The 17,862-nt window shown below is 39.5% G+C and carries 15 protein-coding genes; 8 read left to right on the top strand and 7 right to left on the bottom strand.

Going from position 1 to position 17,862, the window contains the following annotated elements; genetic code table 11:
- Positions 1 to 25: 25 nt before the first annotated feature.
- Positions 26 to 1,354 (bottom strand): enolase C-terminal domain-like protein, encoded by a 1,329-nt coding sequence (locus tag EKM78_RS07885; protein ID WP_125771083.1) that lies wholly within the window; start codon positions 1,352 to 1,354, stop codon positions 26 to 28.
- Positions 1,355 to 1,565: 211 nt separating this feature from the next.
- Here EKM78_RS07885 and EKM78_RS07880 point away from each other — a divergent pair, with 211 nt between their 5' ends.
- On the top strand, positions 1,566 to 2,468 hold the full coding sequence (locus EKM78_RS07880; RefSeq protein ID WP_164507257.1) for a LysR family transcriptional regulator: 903 nt from the start codon (positions 1,566 to 1,568) through the stop codon (positions 2,466 to 2,468).
- Between the two features lie 25 nt (positions 2,469 to 2,493).
- Here the strand turns inward: EKM78_RS07880 and EKM78_RS07875 are convergent, their stop codons facing one another.
- Positions 2,494 to 3,621: a lactonase family protein gene (locus tag EKM78_RS07875; RefSeq protein ID WP_125771079.1), complete on the bottom strand. Its 1,128-nt coding sequence runs from the start codon at positions 3,619 to 3,621 to the stop codon at positions 2,494 to 2,496.
- Between the two features lie 12 nt (positions 3,622 to 3,633).
- Positions 3,634 to 4,851, bottom strand: a complete 1,218-nt coding sequence (locus EKM78_RS07870; protein WP_125771077.1) for a mandelate racemase/muconate lactonizing enzyme family protein — start codon at positions 4,849 to 4,851, stop codon at positions 3,634 to 3,636.
- Positions 4,852 to 5,141: 290 nt separating this feature from the next.
- Between EKM78_RS07870 and EKM78_RS07865 the strand changes: the two genes are divergently transcribed.
- Together EKM78_RS07865 and EKM78_RS07860 are read left to right on the top strand one after the other, a co-directional pair.
- On the top strand, positions 5,142 to 6,128 hold the full coding sequence (locus EKM78_RS07865) for a hydroxyacid dehydrogenase (RefSeq protein ID WP_125771075.1): 987 nt from the start codon (positions 5,142 to 5,144) through the stop codon (positions 6,126 to 6,128).
- 19 nt (positions 6,129 to 6,147) lie between these two features.
- Positions 6,148 to 7,545 carry an SLC13 family permease gene (locus tag EKM78_RS07860; RefSeq protein WP_125771072.1) on the top strand — a complete coding sequence of 466 codons (1,398 nt, stop codon included), beginning with the start codon at positions 6,148 to 6,150 and terminating at the stop codon, positions 7,543 to 7,545.
- Positions 7,546 to 7,640: 95 nt separating this feature from the next.
- Here EKM78_RS07860 and EKM78_RS07855 read toward each other — a convergent pair whose 3' ends face one another.
- The 3 genes from EKM78_RS07855 to EKM78_RS07845 all read right to left on the bottom strand — a co-directional run bounded on the left by EKM78_RS07855 (position 7,641) and on the right by EKM78_RS07845 (position 10,845).
- A complete protein-coding gene (locus tag EKM78_RS07855) occupies positions 7,641 to 8,525 on the bottom strand; it encodes a metallophosphoesterase family protein (protein ID WP_125771070.1) in 885 nt (294 codons plus the stop codon).
- A gap of 14 nt (positions 8,526 to 8,539) precedes the next feature.
- Positions 8,540 to 9,406 (bottom strand): histidinol-phosphatase HisJ, encoded by an 867-nt coding sequence (gene hisJ, locus EKM78_RS07850; RefSeq protein WP_245994998.1) that lies wholly within the window; start codon positions 9,404 to 9,406, stop codon positions 8,540 to 8,542.
- 467 nt (positions 9,407 to 9,873) lie between these two features.
- Positions 9,874 to 10,845, bottom strand: a complete 972-nt coding sequence (locus EKM78_RS07845) for a polyprenyl synthetase family protein (protein ID WP_125771066.1) — start codon at positions 10,843 to 10,845, stop codon at positions 9,874 to 9,876.
- Positions 10,846 to 11,014: 169 nt separating this feature from the next.
- Here EKM78_RS07845 and EKM78_RS07840 point away from each other — a divergent pair, with 169 nt between their 5' ends.
- Positions 11,015 to 11,929, top strand: a complete 915-nt coding sequence (locus tag EKM78_RS07840; protein ID WP_125771064.1) for a 1,4-dihydroxy-2-naphthoate polyprenyltransferase — start codon at positions 11,015 to 11,017, stop codon at positions 11,927 to 11,929.
- Here EKM78_RS07840 and EKM78_RS07835 read toward each other — a convergent pair.
- The gene (locus EKM78_RS07835) at positions 11,926 to 13,125 is read right to left on the bottom strand and encodes an acetate/propionate family kinase (RefSeq protein ID WP_125771062.1); all 1,200 of its coding nucleotides are present in this window, start codon (positions 13,123 to 13,125) and stop codon (positions 11,926 to 11,928) included. The two genes, EKM78_RS07840 and EKM78_RS07835, sit on opposite strands and share 4 nt — an antisense overlap.
- Before the next feature lie 125 nt (positions 13,126 to 13,250).
- On the opposite strand from EKM78_RS07835, the gene EKM78_RS07830 reads away from it, so the two are divergent.
- The 4 genes from EKM78_RS07830 to EKM78_RS07815 all read left to right on the top strand — a co-directional run bounded on the left by EKM78_RS07830 (position 13,251) and on the right by EKM78_RS07815 (position 17,458).
- Positions 13,251 to 13,697, top strand: coding sequence for a hypothetical protein (locus tag EKM78_RS07830; RefSeq protein ID WP_125771060.1), 447 nt, complete (start codon positions 13,251 to 13,253; stop codon positions 13,695 to 13,697).
- 132 nt (positions 13,698 to 13,829) lie between these two features.
- Positions 13,830 to 15,239: a hypothetical protein gene (locus tag EKM78_RS07825; protein WP_125771058.1), complete on the top strand. Its 1,410-nt coding sequence runs from the start codon at positions 13,830 to 13,832 to the stop codon at positions 15,237 to 15,239.
- Positions 15,240 to 15,401: 162 nt separating this feature from the next.
- The gene (locus EKM78_RS07820) at positions 15,402 to 16,511 is read left to right on the top strand and encodes a glycosyltransferase family 2 protein (RefSeq protein ID WP_211334348.1); all 1,110 of its coding nucleotides are present in this window, start codon (positions 15,402 to 15,404) and stop codon (positions 16,509 to 16,511) included.
- A gap of 2 nt (positions 16,512 to 16,513) precedes the next feature.
- Positions 16,514 to 17,458: a glycosyltransferase family 2 protein gene (locus tag EKM78_RS07815; RefSeq protein WP_125771054.1), complete on the top strand. Its 945-nt coding sequence runs from the start codon at positions 16,514 to 16,516 to the stop codon at positions 17,456 to 17,458.
- Positions 17,459 to 17,862 lie beyond the last annotated feature (404 nt).

Genomic DNA, 17,862 nt, shown 5'->3' with positions numbered 1-17,862 from the left:
CTTTTTTTATTCCCACGAAATTTGATTATCGTACTAATGACGGTTTCTTCGGATCGAACTTCCAATTTGGAATCAAGAATTGCATTGCGGTTGCGTCATCACGTGCTCCCAGATTGTTGTCCTCATATAACTTGTTAGCTTTTTTAATAGCCTCTAAGTCAACTTCGACACCTAATCCTTCGTTATTTCTAGGAACGGTGATTTGACCGTCTTTGATTTGGTATGGATTCTTTGTTAAGTTTTGTCCATCTTGCCAGATCCAATGTGTATCGACATCAAAGACTCTACCTGGTGCGGCGGCTGCAGCATTTGCGACCATAGCTAAGGAAATGTTGAAGTGATTATTTGAGTGTACACCCCAGTTCAAATTAAACTCATTACACAATTGAGCTACACGAACAGCGCCTTCCATTGTCCAGAAATGAGGATCTGCTAGTGGAATCGAAACTGAATTCAAGGCAATAGCGTGTGACATTTGTCTCCAGTCAGTATCGACCATGTTCGTAGCAGTTGGCATATGAGTGATTGTTTGGAATTCTGATAAGATTTCTCTACCAGAGAATCCATCTTCAGCTCCACAAGGGTACTCGATATAATGCAAGATCCCTTTGAGCTCGTCAGCATAATGCAAGGCTTGTTTCAATGACCATGCACCATTAGGATCAAGATCTAATTTGGCTTCTGGGAAAGCCTTGTGCAATGCTTTGATAGCTTTGACTTCTTCTTCGCCATCAAAGACTCCACCCTTAAGCTTGAATGTCTTAAATCCGTATTTATCGTAGGCAGCTTGTGCTAATTTAACTAACGACTCTGGATCCATTGCTGGTTTTCTTCTCAATTTGCCCCAATCACTACTGTCGTCATCGTCTTGAAGGTATGGCAAGTCAGTCTTACTAGTATCGCCAACGTAGAATAAGTATCCAAGAACGCCGACTTTTTCACGCTGTTGGCCATCCCCCAACAATGCGGCAACTGGTACATGTAAATGTTTACCTAATAAGTCTAAGAACGAAGTTTCAATAGCTGTCAAAGCATGGACCATGATCCGTTGGTCAAAAGTTTGTTGTCCTCTTCCCCCTTGATCTAAGTATGAGAACTTCTCTTTAACTTTTTGGAGAACATCTTTATATTCACCAATCGACCTGCCGATCACCAAGTCTTTCGCTTGATTCAATGTGTCGGTGATTTTCTCTCCTCCTGGGACTTCACCAACACCAACCTTACCCTCGTCGGTTGTTAAAATTACAATGTTTCTAGTGAAGAAAGGCCCATGTGCACCACTCAAGTTTAAAAGCATACTATCGTAGCCTGCTACTGGATAAACTTCCATCTTGGTTATTTTTGGAATAGTCATTTGAAAAACCCCTTTGATTTATGTGATTTATTTAACAATTAAATTATAAATTTAACCCTGGTACGAATACAGTTACTAATTGGACCGCAGAAGAACATTCTTTTCATACTGATGCATTTGTAAAATATTATGAAACTATCCATTAACGAAAATAATGATAGTGTATAATATAACAATATAAAAACGCTTACTTAGATTGGAGTATCTCCTCTTGGAAATTAATCGCTTAAAGACCTTCTTGAGTGTCGCAAATAATGGTAGCTTTAAAGCTGCTGCAGAAAAGCTATTTTTGTCACCACGCGCTGTTTCTAAACAAATGGATCAAATAGAGAACGAATTAGGTGTCGAACTTTTCGACCGGAAAAAGAATAGTACCCATTTGAATAGCACTGGGAAGCAATTCATCGTTACTGCTCAAGATATCGTCAATACATATAACGACGCTCTAACTAAAATCCAAACTAGTGATCAACAAGAGACGGAAAAATTACGGATCGGCTTTTCTTCACTCAATCAGACAATAATTCTCGAAAACATCGTCGCTAATTTCACGAAATCACATCCCCATATTCAACTCGAACTAAAAGAAGAAAGTGGGAAACGCCTGTTATCACTACTACAGCGGCAAGAATTAGACTCCGCTGTAACGCCGTTTTATAACTTAACTGAAAATCATTTTGACTTTGAAAATCTCAACATGCTCAAGTTGGCTGAAGATGAACTAGAAGTTGGCGTTAGTCGTAACAATCCACTTAGTAACAATGACCAGATAGATCTAACAGAGATCAAAGATATGAAGATCCTTTACTACAGCTCTTCTGAATCTGCTTATCTTAAGGAAGTTTTCCTTAACAAATTCGGTCAATATCTTGCACCGGAACAAATCAGTCGAGTTTCTTCGCTCGAACAACGTGACATGTTAGTGGCAGCTAATAACGGCGTAGGGTTTTACCCTAGTCCCTTCTCCTCTAAGGAAAAAGTTCAAAATCCTATGATCAAATTTCTTCCGATCACCAACGATGACGTTAATAAATACTATGCTTCAGCCTTACTCTACAATAAAAACGAAAAGAATCCTTCACTGTTGAAGCTTATTTCCTCTCTTGACAAATGAAATCATTACGATTTCGTTTGTTTTTTTATTTCAAAAAATCTGTTGCTTCTAATACCCTGACACAAGCGTCGTGCTTGATGTTTCTTTGAGCAACACTCAAATAGCCACTTTCTTTGTCACGGTTAAACAAGATCAAGTCGTTGGTATTTTGGTTAGCACAAAGTAAGAAATCTTCGTTATAGCTGAGACTGAAATCACGTGGGAAAACTCCCTCAGTCTTGATCTGTTGGATTTTTTCCAAATGCTTACCACCGTCGATAACTTTATAAACCGTTAATGAGTCATGACCACGATTTGAGATGTACAAGAATTTATTATCCGAAGTCAATCTGATGGCTGCTGAACCACTGTGGCCAACGTATCCTTCTGGAATATTGGAGTAGTCAGCGATCCGTGATAGCTTGCCGGTGTCATGATCGTATTCGACAACGCCGACGCGACTGGCTAATTCGCCTAAAACATAAATGTAGTTTGTCTTCTGGCTAATAGCTAGCTGACGTGGTCCAAAACCGGGCTTAGTATCGAATTCTGACACTAATGTCAATTCTGCATTGTCGTAGTTAACATCATAGATAAACAACTTATCGCAACCCAATCCACAAACGATCAATCTACCATCAGGCAACTGCCGTGTGAAATGGATGTGAGCATGATCTTGCTCGACTTTAGGTCCATTCCCTTCGATCTGATAAGTATGAGTGTCTGTGAATTGATAATCATCGTCTAATTTAAAGGTGTGAATCGCATTAGTATTGTAGTTTGCAGCAAACAAAATTTTATGTTCACTATCGATCGAAATATATGATGGGACCGTGTATGGTAATTCGTTCCAGAAATACAAATTTTTCGAGGCATCAAAAGCCTCGTATGATCCTTTCTTCTTTGGCAAATAAGAAGCTGAGATCAACTTACCCGTCTCTGCATCAACGATACCGACCCCACCTTGATTACCATCCTTCGTCAAAACTGTGGCAATTTTTTTATCCTTAGTGGAAAAATTTAAAAAAGCTGGATTGTCGACTTTTGCTAACAAGTCGATATTAGTGATCTTCTTTTCATCAGTATCTAACGTTGCTACATACATCCCATCTGATTGATTGTTTGGTGTGTAACTATCTTCGGTATAACCGCCTAAAATAAATTTATCTTTCATGATTAGCTCCCCCTATTTAACTGTAACGATTTGACTTCTCTTGATAGTATCTTCTGTTAGCTCTTGGCCAATTCCGGGACGGTCTGGAATATCAATAAAGCCATCAACTGGTTGATAATCGTCATACTTGCAAGTTGCCCGGTCCTTAGCATTAATAGCACGTTGGTAAACTTCATGGATCAAGAAGTTAGGAATGACTGCCTCGACTTGTAATGCTGCTGCCACGGCAATTGGTCCACCGCAAACGTGAACTTGGGCATTGACGTCATAAGTGTATGCCATGTCACAGATCTTCTTAGCTTCTGTGATACCACCGGCTAAACAAAGATCAGGTTGAGCAACTTTGATCGAACGATCTTCTAAGAATTTTCTAAAGCCAAATCTGGTAAATACTCGCTCACCAGCAGCGATCGGAATGTTAACTTTTTGAGCCACTTCTAAAGTATTATCAGGATTCAAGGTACTTACCGGTTCCTCATAATACAAGATGTCTAAGTCTTCTAAGGCTTGGCCGATCTTGATAGCCGAAGTCGTATCTGAATTAGCATGCATATCGATGATGATATCTAAATCATCGCCGCCGACGTCGCGCATTGCTTTAACACGATCATAAGCAACTTTGATAATGTGATTTGATACGGTACCTTTGGTATCCCATTGGCCACCACCATCAGGTTGATCACTCAACATGATCGGATCAAATTTCAAGGCATCATATCCTTCTGACATTACTTTTTTAGTAACTTCGGCATAATCTTCAGGTGTGATCAATTTCAATTTATCAATGTGTTCACCCCAGTTGTATTGCAACTGACTTGCATATGCTCTTAAATGATCGTTGGTCTTACCACCTAAGATCTCATAAACAGGAGTGTTGTAATACTTTCCTTTGATATCCCAAAGTGCAATATCGATAGCACTGATGGCGGCGTTTACGACTACGCCTCCTGCAATACCCCAATAAGTAGTATTGAGAAGCTTGTCCCAAATTTTTTCAATATTAAGGGGATCTTCTCCAATAATTACCTCGCTAAAGTCTTGCAGCATGCCGTAGCCACCACGCCAACCTTTACCATAGGCTAAGCCAGCTTCACCAAATCCTGAAATATCAGTATCCGTATTGATCCTAATAACTAAAGGACACCAATCTTCCTTTGATCCTTGACCATTACCACTAAAACTAGGTTCTTCACTAGGAACTTTCATAATATCAACGCTAACTATTTTCATTATTAATCCTCCATTTTTCTTGGAATCGCTTTCAGAAATTATTGTAGTTACATTTTTCACAATTTTACAGTCTCGATTATCGACCCTGATGAACTAAAAGTTCAGCTTGGTCAATTTTTTTACCCAGAAATTGGATAAAAGTCCTGAAATACCAGTTTTTTATCTATTTAGATGTCATTATTCGTTCCTGTGGCGTCCATTCTGTAACTGTTACTTAGTGAAAATCTTAACTATAATTAATCTCGAAAGCGCTTCACTGGACCAACATTTACATTTTGGAGGGATTTTAAATGAAAAAAGTTTTAATAAGTGAAAAGATCGACGACAAGGGGATTCAACTATTAAAGGATAACGGTTTTGAAGTCCGGATCTCAGCAGGTACTGATGTTGAAACAATGAAGAAGGAAATTGCAGATGCCTATGCTGTTATCATGCGTTCTTCGGAACTACCAGCTGAAGTAATCGATGCTGGTAAGGAATTGAAAATCATCTCGCGTAACGGTACTGGTATCAATAATGTAGATGTAAACGAAGCTACAAAGAAAAATATCTTAGTTGCCAAAGTCAATGGTGCCAATGCTTTTGCCGTTGCAGAATACGTCATCACAACCATGTTGATGTTAAGTAGAAATCTAATGACTTCGGATAAATTAATGCACGACAAAAAAGCTGACTTGGCTGAAATTGGTTCATTACCTGGCTTTTCAACTCAATTCAGCTTAAACGGACATGAATTACGCGGTAAAACTTTAGCTATCCTCGGCCTAGGTAAAATTGGTCAAGAATTAGTTAAATTGGCCGAAGCCTTCGGTATGAATGTTGTCGGCTATGATCCATACATCAAAGAATTACCTGTGAAACTTTACGATAAATTGGAAGACATTTATCCAGTTGCTGACTTCCTATCGATCAACATGCCACTTACTCCAGAAACGAAGAACATGATCGGCAAAGAACAACTAGCATCAATGAAAAAATCTGCCTTCATCATCAACTCAGCACGTGGCGGGATTATCAATGAAGTGGAACTTGCTAACGCTCTAAATAACGATCAACTTGGTGGAGCTGCTATCGATTCCTTTAACCCCGAACCACCAGCTCCCGATAATCCATTGTTCACGAGCAAGAACACCATCATAACTTCTCATCTGGCTGGAACTACTATCGAAGCCAACCAAGCACTGGGACTTGGTGCAGCGCAAGCTATCATTGATTTCTCAAATGACAAGACTCCACAGTTCCCTGTAAATGCTCAAATTTTGCAAAAAGACAAATAAGACAAAGAGGTAACCTACTATGAAACATCAAAAATTAATTGCCGGCATAGTTGGTATCGTCCTTGGAGTTGCAATTGCATTTTTCATTCCGACTCCGAAGGGATTATCTCATGCTGGAATGGTTGTTTTAGCTTCACTAGTAACCGCGAATATTTTCTGGATTTTCAACGTAATTCCGAGTTTTGCGACTGGTCTTTTGATGCTGGCTTCTTGGGTCATTTTAGGGGCCGTCAATTTTGAAACATCATTCCACATTTTCTCAACGACGACAATGTGGATCATTATCGGTGGCCTAGGCTTAGGTGCCGCAGCTACTAAAACTGGCTTGATCAATCGGATCGCGTTAAAAATCATGACATACTTCCCTGCGAATTTTAGAGGGCAAACTTTAGCATTATTCACCGCAGGTACCATCGTTGCCCTTATGATCCCCAGTGCTCATCCAAAAGCTGCCATGAGTACTCCGATCGCCCAAGGTATCAGCAACGCCTTAGGATATGAACCGAAAGCCAAAGGTAGTTCTGGACTATTTTTAGCTGCCATGTGGGGCTTCTTCGTAACTGAGGCCAGTTTCTTAAGTGCCACAGCGCAAAATTATGCTTTCAAAGGACTTTTACCTGCCAAAGCACAAGCAACTTTGAGCTGGGGAAATTGGTTCGTCATGATGATTCCTTGGACCATCATCATCTTAGTAGGTGGATATTTCCTACTAACATTCTTATTCAAGCCAAAAGATGATAAAGCAATTTCCAAAGAATTCATCTCCAGCGAACTTAAAAATCTTGGACCAATGTCACGCGATGAAAAAATCACTGCCACAGTCATCGTAGTGGCAATCGTCTTTTGGATCCTCGAATCCAAATTCAATATTCCAGCAGCCGTCACCGCCATCGTCGGTGTCAGTGTCTTAGTAGCATGCAAAGTCTTAACTCCAGAAGACATCAAGACCAGAATGAGCTGGAACACCATCATCTTCATTGGTACAGTAATGGCATTAGGAAACGTCATGCAAGAAGCAGGCTTAACAACATGGCTAAGAAAAGTTCTAGCACCAGCCATTTCACCAATCATAGATAACTTGTACATCACCGTAATAGTACTACCGATCATCATTTACCTCTGCAAGTTCGTAGTAGTATCACTGATCTCAACTGGTACACTGATTACCATAGGCTTATTACCATTCTTTAGCCAAATGAGCTTCAGTCCAGCAATCATAGCTATCATCGTCACAACCAGTGTAAATGTCTGGCTATTATCATACATGAACGCTCCATTCCTAACCGGAGGTGCTGCTGTCCACGACAGCATGGTATCTCGAGGAGCAATGGCGAAGTCATCAATAGGATATATGGCACTAAACATCATCGGTTTACTAATCTGTGTACCATTATGGAAATTAATGGGAATCGGTTAAGATTATAACGGCGTTACAAAAAAGGAGAACACTCACGTATTCTCCTTTTTTGTATGTATTTTTCTATTTGAAAAGAAAATAACAATAATTCAAAATCAAACCCTTAAGATTTCATCCATCGATTCAAAAGTAATGATAAACCGATCGACCCGATCAGGATACAAACTTATCTCAGCACACCCTCGAGCCAAATGTCCATAAAAATTAAATCCACTGACGTTACCATAGCAAAGCTCGATCCCATCCACTTTAGAAGCGAAATTGTTCTCATGATCATGTCCAGCAAACAAAGCTTTAACATTACGTTTCCGTAGTAAAGCATAAAACAAACCAGAATTGACCTTAGGCGAACAAACTGGTTCACCAAAATTTCCTGATAAAATATGCTTGGCACCCAAGCGATATTCCGGAATAGGAATGTGCATAAAACCGACATCGATGTTTTTCTTATCGCGGACATATGGTAAATTCAAAAACCACTCGATCTGTTCAGGTTCAATCGCTGCGTACTCATCGATTTTGGGCCAGTGAGTATACGACCCACTATCCCAAACATAAATCACATGCCGCAGTTCCCCGGTATCTCGATCATTGATCTCTAAAGTGTAGCTTTCCCGATTCGAATTTAAAAAGCTGTTGTGCCGGTCGGCAAAAAATTCCAGCTCCTTTTCCATGGAGCGCATATCACTTCTTTTCATCGACCCTTCTACATCGTGGTTACCATAAGTAATTGCCACAGGAGTCTTTAGCGAATTCAAAAAGTCATAAAATACCGCTAGACTCTTCTTCGCAGTGGGATTATCCTTTCCACGGATAATATCCCCCGTTATCATGATCAAATGAAATTTTTTTCGAGTAAAAAGTTTTCTTAATGATCGCAAGGTTTTGATATCAGCATCGCCAAAAGGATACGGTCCCAAATGGAGGTCTGTCAATTGACAAATCCGAAATGGACGCTGATCGTGCACTGTTAGTTCCATAAATATCACCTACGTTAATAAATTTTTTGAACTAAGTACTCATTAAATCCTTGATCGACGCTATTTACGTCATGGGCATCTGATCCATAGATCATAGGAATGCCACGTTCTTCTGCTTTTTCAATAATGGAAATGTATGGCGAAGGTTCTCGCTGACTGAATTTTGCCAATCCTGACATATTGCAATCGAGCATTTCATGATGCTTAGCAATATTTTTCAAAATTTTATCAACTAATTTATCAGTTTTGCTGTCATGCCAAACTGTTTCAGAGGCAAAATCCTTGCGCCATTTCCGATATAAAGTAATATGACCGTAGCGTTGCGGTTTATTTGAGCAATCCCATTTAACCGCCTCTAAAACCGTGGATAAATACTTATTCGCCACTCCTAACGGGGACTCATAATATCCCATAACGCCGTCACAAAAGTCTTCGAGGCTATCATCAACTGCTCTCAGTCCTCCATCCGTGGGCAAAAAATGGACCGATAAAATCGCATCATCAATATTTTTAGAATATTTCTTTAACTGGCTGGCAGTCCATTCCTGGCAGCCATCAATGTAGTCAAATTCAAATCCCACCAGGATCTTGATCTGATCTGAATACTTATCTTTTAAATATGACATTTTCTGAAAATATGCTGGCAAACATTCATAATCCGTCGCAGCAGTTTTGATTGCATAATCACTACCGCTGGCCATCTTGTAAAACTGAGGAGGCATCGGAAAATGTTCCGTAATTGAATAAGTCTTGAATCCAGCTTTAATAGCATTACGAACAAAATCTTCCGTATCCTCACCAGATCCATGAGGACAAAATTCCGTATGCGAATGGCCATTCCAATATTGCGCAGAAATACCTTTAAATTCTTTCGTTGACAACAAAAGTACCAGCCCCTTTAGTAACTCTTAGTGGCTACGCCACTTAGAGTTATTTATCTGGACGCTAATCATCCCACAATTCGTTTTACTATTCAGATTTACATCCAAATTAGTCGGCGAGACGTTAATACCGTCCAGATTCCATGCTTTTAGATTTAAACTCCATTTAGTGTCAAGACATGACTATTGTAAAATTCCCAACACAAACTAATAACATATATATTTCCAAACTCCATTGAAAAAAGACCTACATTTTATTTTTTTCAAAACACTTCCCAACCCCGAAAGTAACAAAAAATTGTATATTTAATGTATACATATAATTTTTAACTCATACCACCCCAACCAAATTAACTCACACCAAACCAATATTTATTTATTTGTCACAAAATTAATATTCAATACAACTGCATTTATAATCAAGCAAAAAAAATAAGCAACATCCCTTCAAGGAATATTGCCTATTATTAATCGATCCGATCAAGTAATTCTTCGACGACTTTTTTCAAAGCCGTACGATTTCGATTGCTTGGTAATTTCTTAATTCGTTTCAAAGCGTGATTACTATAAGTTCGAGCGATATCTTTGGCTTTGTCTAAATAGCCTTCATCAACGACGATCCTGGCAGCTTCATTGATATCGTTAGGATCAAGCTCATTCTTTGATAAGACATTGATCAAAGCCTGATTCTTGTCCTGTAGTCCTAAAATGTAAGGCAGTGAATAAACGCCGTTGCGGAGATCCTCAAAATTAGGCTTCCCTGTGTCGCGACTATCACCAAAATCTAAAATATCATCAATAATTTGAAATGCCATTCCGATTTCATGACCAATATTCTTGGAGCGAACGATCAACTCTCGATCACCACCGGAAATAGTAGCCCCCATCATCGTACTTAAACTAAATAATTCAGCTGTTTTCCCAGCAACCTCACGGAAGTACATCTTGGCAGTTGCATCAACGTTGAAATTGATCAGTAATTGATCCAATTCACCGACTAAAATCTTTTTCATGCTCAAAGCGTTCACCAAAATATCGGATTGCTTAGGTAAATATCGTGAAATAGTTTCAAAATATAGCGTGAACAAATAATCGCCAGCATAAATAGCATTACGCTTGCCGTATTTCGTATGAATAGTTGGTTTTGAACGACGAAGTGGTGAATCGTCGATCACATCGTCGTGGATCAAAGTTGCCACGTGCAACAGCTCAAGCGAGGCTGCCAATGGAATTAATTCTTTGTCTGACTTCTTATCTGGTCCAAAACTACTAAATATCAAGAAAAATGCTGGTCTTAACATCTTCCCTCCGGATGTTAAGTCCTTGATCATTTTAATAATAGCTTCATTCCGTATATCCAAACTATTGTGAATAAACTCGGTCGTGCCGTTTATTCTTTTCCCCATCTTTGGATATTCTTTCCAAATTGAATTTGCCATTTAACTCCCAGATTCCTTTATTGTTTTTAATCCTAATTGTAAATTACTTAATATGCAGTTTATGCCGATGCTCTTAAAACATCAAGATTTCACTTAAACTGACACTTTCTTGTCTCTTCACATAAAGTAATTCTATAATATATGATATCAAACAAAAAGGACTGATTTTGTGAAACCATCAGTATTTTTAGAACTTGTTGAAATAAAAGCCAAGACAGCCAGCGTTTTCCCATTTCTCATGGGGACTTTATATGCCTACTATCATTGGCATTCGATAAATCTTTTGGAATTGATCTTATTCTTCATCGCCATGTTCTTATTCAACATGGCTGTAGATATTAACGATAATTACTGGGATTATAAAAACGCTACCGGAGTAGAAAGTTTTCGCCGAGAAACTAACGTAATTGGTGTGAATAATCTAAATATCCATCTGATCGGTTGGATCGACTTCTCCTTCAGCTTAATTGCTGCTGTGATCGGTCTATTCATCGTTTACCGAACAGGACTGCCATTACTATTTATGGGACTCTTCTCCTTTGCGGTAGGCTTCTTTTACGCCGGCGGTCCCAAGCCGATCAATCGCGGACCCTTTGGCGAATTCTTTGCCGGATTCACTATGGGCTTTGTGATCTACTTGATCGCGATCTATATCAACGTCTTCAATTCGCCTGAAGCATTGCTTGATTTTAAGTTTTACGGCGACATTTTGTTATCATCACTACTAACTTGTTTTGCCATCTCTAACTTATTACTCGCAAACAATATTGCTGACGAACAAGAAGACAAAGACCTTGGTCGCAAAACCATCGTCTATTATCTAGGTAAAGAAAATTGTCTCTTCATCTTGAATTCGTTGTATGTTCTAGGCTATTTAGCCTTGATCTGTTCAATAATAATAGGGTTGCTTCCAAAAACGATGTATTTATTGTTACTGATCACCCCGATCATTTACAAAAATACTCGTCAATTCAGTCACAATCCTATCAAAAAAGAAACATTCCCATTGATCATCAAAAATCTGCTCTTGATCACTTTGACCGAAGTAGTTACTTTCTTCATCGGTGTCTTAATTAATTTCTAGTTAAGTAATTGAGCAAAGTGGTAAGTATCTTGAGCGATCATTAATTCTTCATTTGTAGGCACAGCATAAGCAAGGACCTTTGAGTCGTCAGTCGTGATCTTAACTTCTTTTCCACGGCTGTTATTGCTTTCTGTGTCTACTTTTGTTCCCATGAAGCTAATACCATTCAAGACGTCCTCACGAACTTCTGGACTGTTCTCACCCACACCAGCAGTGAAAGCAAGGACATCAACGCCACCCATTTCTGCGGCGTATGAACCAACATATTTAATGACACGATTACGGAAAATATCCAAAGCTAGTTGGGCACGCTCGTTATCGCCTTTTGCAGCAGCGTCTTCGATATCACGCATATCAGCTGAAATTCCTGAAATTCCCAACAACCCTGATTTATGATTTAAGATATCGATCATATCTTCAACATCAGTCAGATTGAGTTTCTTCATTAAGTAAGGGATCAGTGACACGTCAAGGTCGCCACTACGACTACTCATAGTAATACCGGCTAATGGCGTGAATCCCATTGAGATGTCAAAAGCTTTCCCGTTCTTGATTGCACTGATCGAAGCTCCACTACCTAGATGAAGGACGATAACATTCTTATCTTCAATGCCTCCAGGTACGATCTCATTCAATCTCGAAGCAATATAACGGTGGCTAGTTCCGTGAGCTCCATAGCGACGTGCCTTGTAGTTGTCATAATATTCCATTGGCAAACTATACAAGTAATTCTCTTCAGGGATCTGAGCGAAAAAGGCAGTATCAAATACGGCAACTTGGATCGCTTTTGGTACTAACTTCTTAAACACACTGATATAGTAAGCTTCGATCTTATTATGCAATGGAGCATATTCTGCTAAGTCCTCAATGATCTTCAAGTTCTCTTCTGTCACGATCTCGGACTTCTTGAAGTGCTCCCCACCAGCAACAACACGATGTCCAAATGCGGTAATATCTTCAAAATGGTCAATGATGTGTTCATCTTTCAACTCACTAAGAATGGACAGTACGGCTATTTCGTTTGATTCAATAGCTTGTTCACGTTCGGTCTTTTTGCCGTTGTATTTTAATTTGAACACGGCTTTAGGTGATCCAAGACGATCGATCATTCCTGATGCGATCACTTCTTTGTCAGGCATCTCAAAGAGTTTCCATTTCAATGTAGAGCTACCTGCATTTATAGACATTATCTTCATCGTAATTCTCCTCACAAATCTGTACTAGAGCTCCTCAAATCGGCGTGTGGCCTGCTTTGACACTATTTTAAAATAATGATACTCTGTAATAACTATTATAAGTCTTTTTTGGGGGTATTTCATTCGTGAAATTATTTAGTCGATTACGTAAAGATGTCTCGGACCATAATGCCCGTGACACCAATGTTCAAGCCCAATCTAAGCCTACCGATAATAAGTCAAATTCGACTGAAGATCACCCAAAAGAACAAATTAGCAATAACCACCAACCCGTAAAAGACACCAATAAAACTGAACAACCCGAAAAAACCACCACCACTATTAAAACCCCTCAAGTTACCAGTGATAATGGCAATAATGCAGTCGTTTCAGTGCATGATCAACGTGTTCAGATCGAAAGTGATATGAACCAGCTTTCCCATGAATACGCTCAACTACGCGGAAAATTAAAGCTCAATTTGTTCAGCGAGCGTGATGATTATCAAGGTAAGCTCAATAATCTCAATAAGCAATTGAAGGCGCTTCAAGGCAACGAGGAAGCCGTTCAAGACAACTTAGAGAAGAACAAATAAGAAGACGATGGCAAAGAGAAAGAACGCCTCGCCTCAGTTCGTGCTGACCAAAAACACCAAAACGAACTACTCTATCGTTATAAGGAACAACAAAAGAAGCTCGCCACAAGTATCGAGAAAAATGACAAGAAGTTGTCTAAGAAACAGGCTGAACTAGCTAAGAATCAAAAGTCAGAAACTGATTTGTCGGCTGCTATCAAGAACGAGACCGATCTGCAGAAAATGATGACCTTGATGGAAAAACAAAAGTCGCAGATCGACAAGATCTACAAGAGCCGTGAGAAGATCAGCGCTGAACTAGCAGAGATCCAAACTGACTTGGGTAATGACAAGAAAGATCTTAAAGACGTTAACCTGAACATCAACGAGATCTCCAGTAACATCGCTTTATTAAAGACCAAAGTCAGTTCGATCGAGCAAAAGATCAAGAACGATCAATTACGTCGTACTAGCTTGATCAATCAATTGGAAGCTTCAAGTAAGAGCAATGTCAATGACATCAAAGGTCTCAAGATGCAGATCAAGAATGTTACCGACAACATTAACTACGTTGATAAATACATCAAGGATGTTTTCCACGCAGCGTATTTAGTTCGTGAAGTTTATTTGGAACCTCAAAAACAATACTTAGTCTTATCAGATTCGATCGATAAAGAACAGCAAGAGACAGATCTATTTGACATCGTCCACTACTTAGAGACGAAGATGAATATCAAAGTTACTTTAGTAACGTCATTTTTCAATAATCAATTCGGCGATATCGTTGATAGCTACAGTAAATCAATGAAGATCGAACGTCATGATGTCGTCAACTTATTCAACGAAATGCAACAGTCAGACAATCCTTCGTCTAAACCAGTTGAGATCCCTGAATCGAACAATTGGGTCACGAGAACGGATGTTAAGACTCAGAACACTTTGATCTACGACCAAAGCGGCAATTTGTTGATGACGGTAGAATACTTGGATGATAAGATCAATCGGATCAACTACTTCAAGAATTCCAAGATCGTCAAGACTAACATTTACAATGAAGATGGCATTTTGTCATCAACACAAATTTTTAATAAAGATCAAAAATTGGGTGAAGAAAACTTCTTCAGAACAGATGGTTCGATCGTTATTACGATCACTTACGAATCAGGTGTTGCTAACGATTTCCAAGTCTTCGATGGTTCCGGTTTATTAACCGAAGATTTCGACAAGAAAGAAGAACTCGTTACTTGGTGGATCAACCGACTTTATGCTGATCAAGATGATATCGTCTTCGTCGGAAGCAGTACTGACTTACTTTACAAGGCAGTCGCTGAAGTTCGCGACCAAGACAAGACCGATCTGATCACTTTTGTCGAGAATGCTCACAGTAACATCGGACGGATCAAAGCCTTGTTGCACAAAGAGCCTTTGATCAACAACATCTTCGTTCAATATGAACGAGACTTACATTCAATTGAGAATACGACCAATCGCGATATTAGCGTCAGTGCCATTAAGACTGCTGTTAGCGACGAGATGTATTTACCAGAATCACTCAAAATTTAACGATAATACGAGGAGGTACTCATGCTTATTTTGAAAATAATTTTGGGTATCTCTTTTTTTGCGACTTTATTTACGTTTGCGATGAGTATCGCGACGTTTTTCTTCCCCGTGAGAAAGAGTACCCCCGACAAATTTTTGTCTGACTATAAAGTTTATATTTTAATGCCAGTCCTAAATGAATCTTCGGTTATCAAAGACACTGTCGAGCGTTTTTTCAGTGATAGCTATTACAGTTACAAGAACAATGTACATTTGATCATGATCGATGACCGAAGTACGGACGGATCAACTGATATTTTGCGGAATTTGAACCGGAAGTTCCACAATTTTCACGTCATCAAACGGACTTTCCCGGCTGCACAAAATGGTAAAGGTGAAGCTTTAAATGCGGGGATCCAATATATTAAAGAGAATAATACTTGGGATCCAGAAAAAACTATCATCGGTGTGATCGACGCCGATGCTTACATGACGATCGTTGATATTAATAAAATGGTCAATGTTTTTGATCAAGACCGCGAATTGGCGATGGCTCAAAGTCGTGTGGCCATGCTCCAAACCAACAATTGGTTAGAAACTTTGCAAGATTACGAATTTGTAGTCCCTAACTCACTTTTACAAAATATGCGTGATCATCTAGGCAACGCTGCAGGAGCCGGCAATGGTCAATTTTTCCGTTTGAGCGACCTAACTGAGTCGACTCCTTGGGGCAATGCCTTATTAGAGGACTTCGAGATCAGTACGCGGATTCTCTTGAAGGATAAAAAGACGGCCTTCATCCCTGATATTATGGTGTATCAAGAGCCAGTCTCGAAGATCAAGAATTTTATTAGACAGCGCGCTCGTTGGGCACAAGGTAGCCTAGATTGCTTGAAATTACTGGGCAAAAAAACATTGGGCAGTAATTTAGGATTTGCGGCCAAAACAGAGATGATTTTATTTATGTGTTCGACTTTTTTGAGTTTTATTATTATTTTAGCAAACGTATTTTCGCTGATCTCGATCATCCTGGGATTGACAGTCGTTAACTACTCAGCTCCGTGGTGGATGATTTCTACTCTAGTATTAGGCTTACTCCTTGTCATATTCTCAATTATCCAATATTATCGATATATAAATATATCTATTTTCCAAGCCATTGGTAGTGTATTTTACTTTTATCTTTACATGATTTTGATCATTCCGATTGTTCTGATCGCGGTTTGGAATTTTATAACAGGTCATAATAGCTGGGATAAGACTTCCCACGGGCTTAAGGAAAGTGAAGAATAATTATGAAGAAAATTTCTATCGTCGTTCCTTGTTATAACGAGGAAGAGACTATTAACATTTATTACGATGCCATGACTAAGATGAAGCACGACGCCAATCAGGTCCAACCGAAGTTTGATATTGAATATTGGTTTATCGATGATGGTTCTGCCGACAAGACGCTTCCTATTTTGCAACAATTACAAAAAGATCATCCTGAGGATGTTCACTATGCCTCTTTTTCACGTAATTTCGGTAAAGAGTCTGCTTTGTACGCTGGCTTGAATCAAGTTAGTGGCGACTACGTTGCTGTGATGGATGTTGACTTACAAGATCCACCAGATATGTTGCCTGAGATGTTCGATATTTTAGAAGAAGGCGAATACGATTGTGTCGGTTCCGCTCGGATGGACCGTAAGGGTGAGAATCCGATTATTTCGTTTTTCTCGAATGCTTTTTACGGCGTTATTAATAAGATGTCGCAAACGAAGATCATCCCGGGTGCTCGCGACTTTCGCTTGATGACTCGGCAGATGGTTGAGTCGATCAAGTCGATGACTGAGTATAATCGTTTTTCTAAGGGTATTTTTAGTTGGGTCGGTTTTAAGACTAAGTATTTGCCTTATAAGAATCATGAACGTGTTGCTGGTAGTACTTCTTGGAACTTTTGGAAGCTGTTGAAGTATGCTTTGACTGGTATTATCGACTTTACTGAACGGCCTTTGGCTATTGCTACTTGGTTTGGTTCTATTTTCTCGGTTTTGTCGATCGTTGCGTTTGTTTGGATTATTGTTCGTAAGTTGGTTAACCCTATGATTGCTATTGATGGCTGGACTTCTATTGTGGCTATTGTTTTGCTTATTGGTGGGATACAGTTGATTAGTATTGGTATTCTTGGGGAGTATATTGGGAAGATTTTCCTTGAGGTTAAGAAGCGGCCTATTTATATTATTAAAGAGAAGAAGTAGTTTTTTGGGGACTCCGTTGTTTTGCGGGGTTCTTTTTTTGTTTGATTGTTGGTGGGGAGTGAGGTGGTTGTTTGGTTGTGCGTTCAATGCCGGTTCCGGGTCGGGGCGCTATATGGGACTGGAACGCTGCCGACGCAATTTTGAGCTACCTGGAAGTTCGCCAGGTATCTCAAAACTTGGTCTTTCACTAGGCAATAAAATTGCCAAGTGAAATTTGGGTGCGCTCGGCATGGGCGTTAGCTAGGTGATGAAAGTTCACTGTGAGCCGTAGTAGTCGGAATCACGAGTTGAGGACAAGGGTGTCCACCGCGAGGTGGAATCTGAAGAAAGTCTAAAGCAAAGTACTGAGCTGATGTACAAGAATCGACTAATAGGCCGGAAATGCAGGATAAGTTTGCCCAACA

It is taken from the genome of Companilactobacillus furfuricola, from assembly GCF_003946325.1.
GTDB classification, from domain to species: Bacteria; Bacillota; Bacilli; order Lactobacillales; family Lactobacillaceae; genus Companilactobacillus; species Companilactobacillus furfuricola.
Note: the sequence above shows the minus strand (reverse complement) of the source record. Positions and strands in the feature narration are given on the sequence as shown.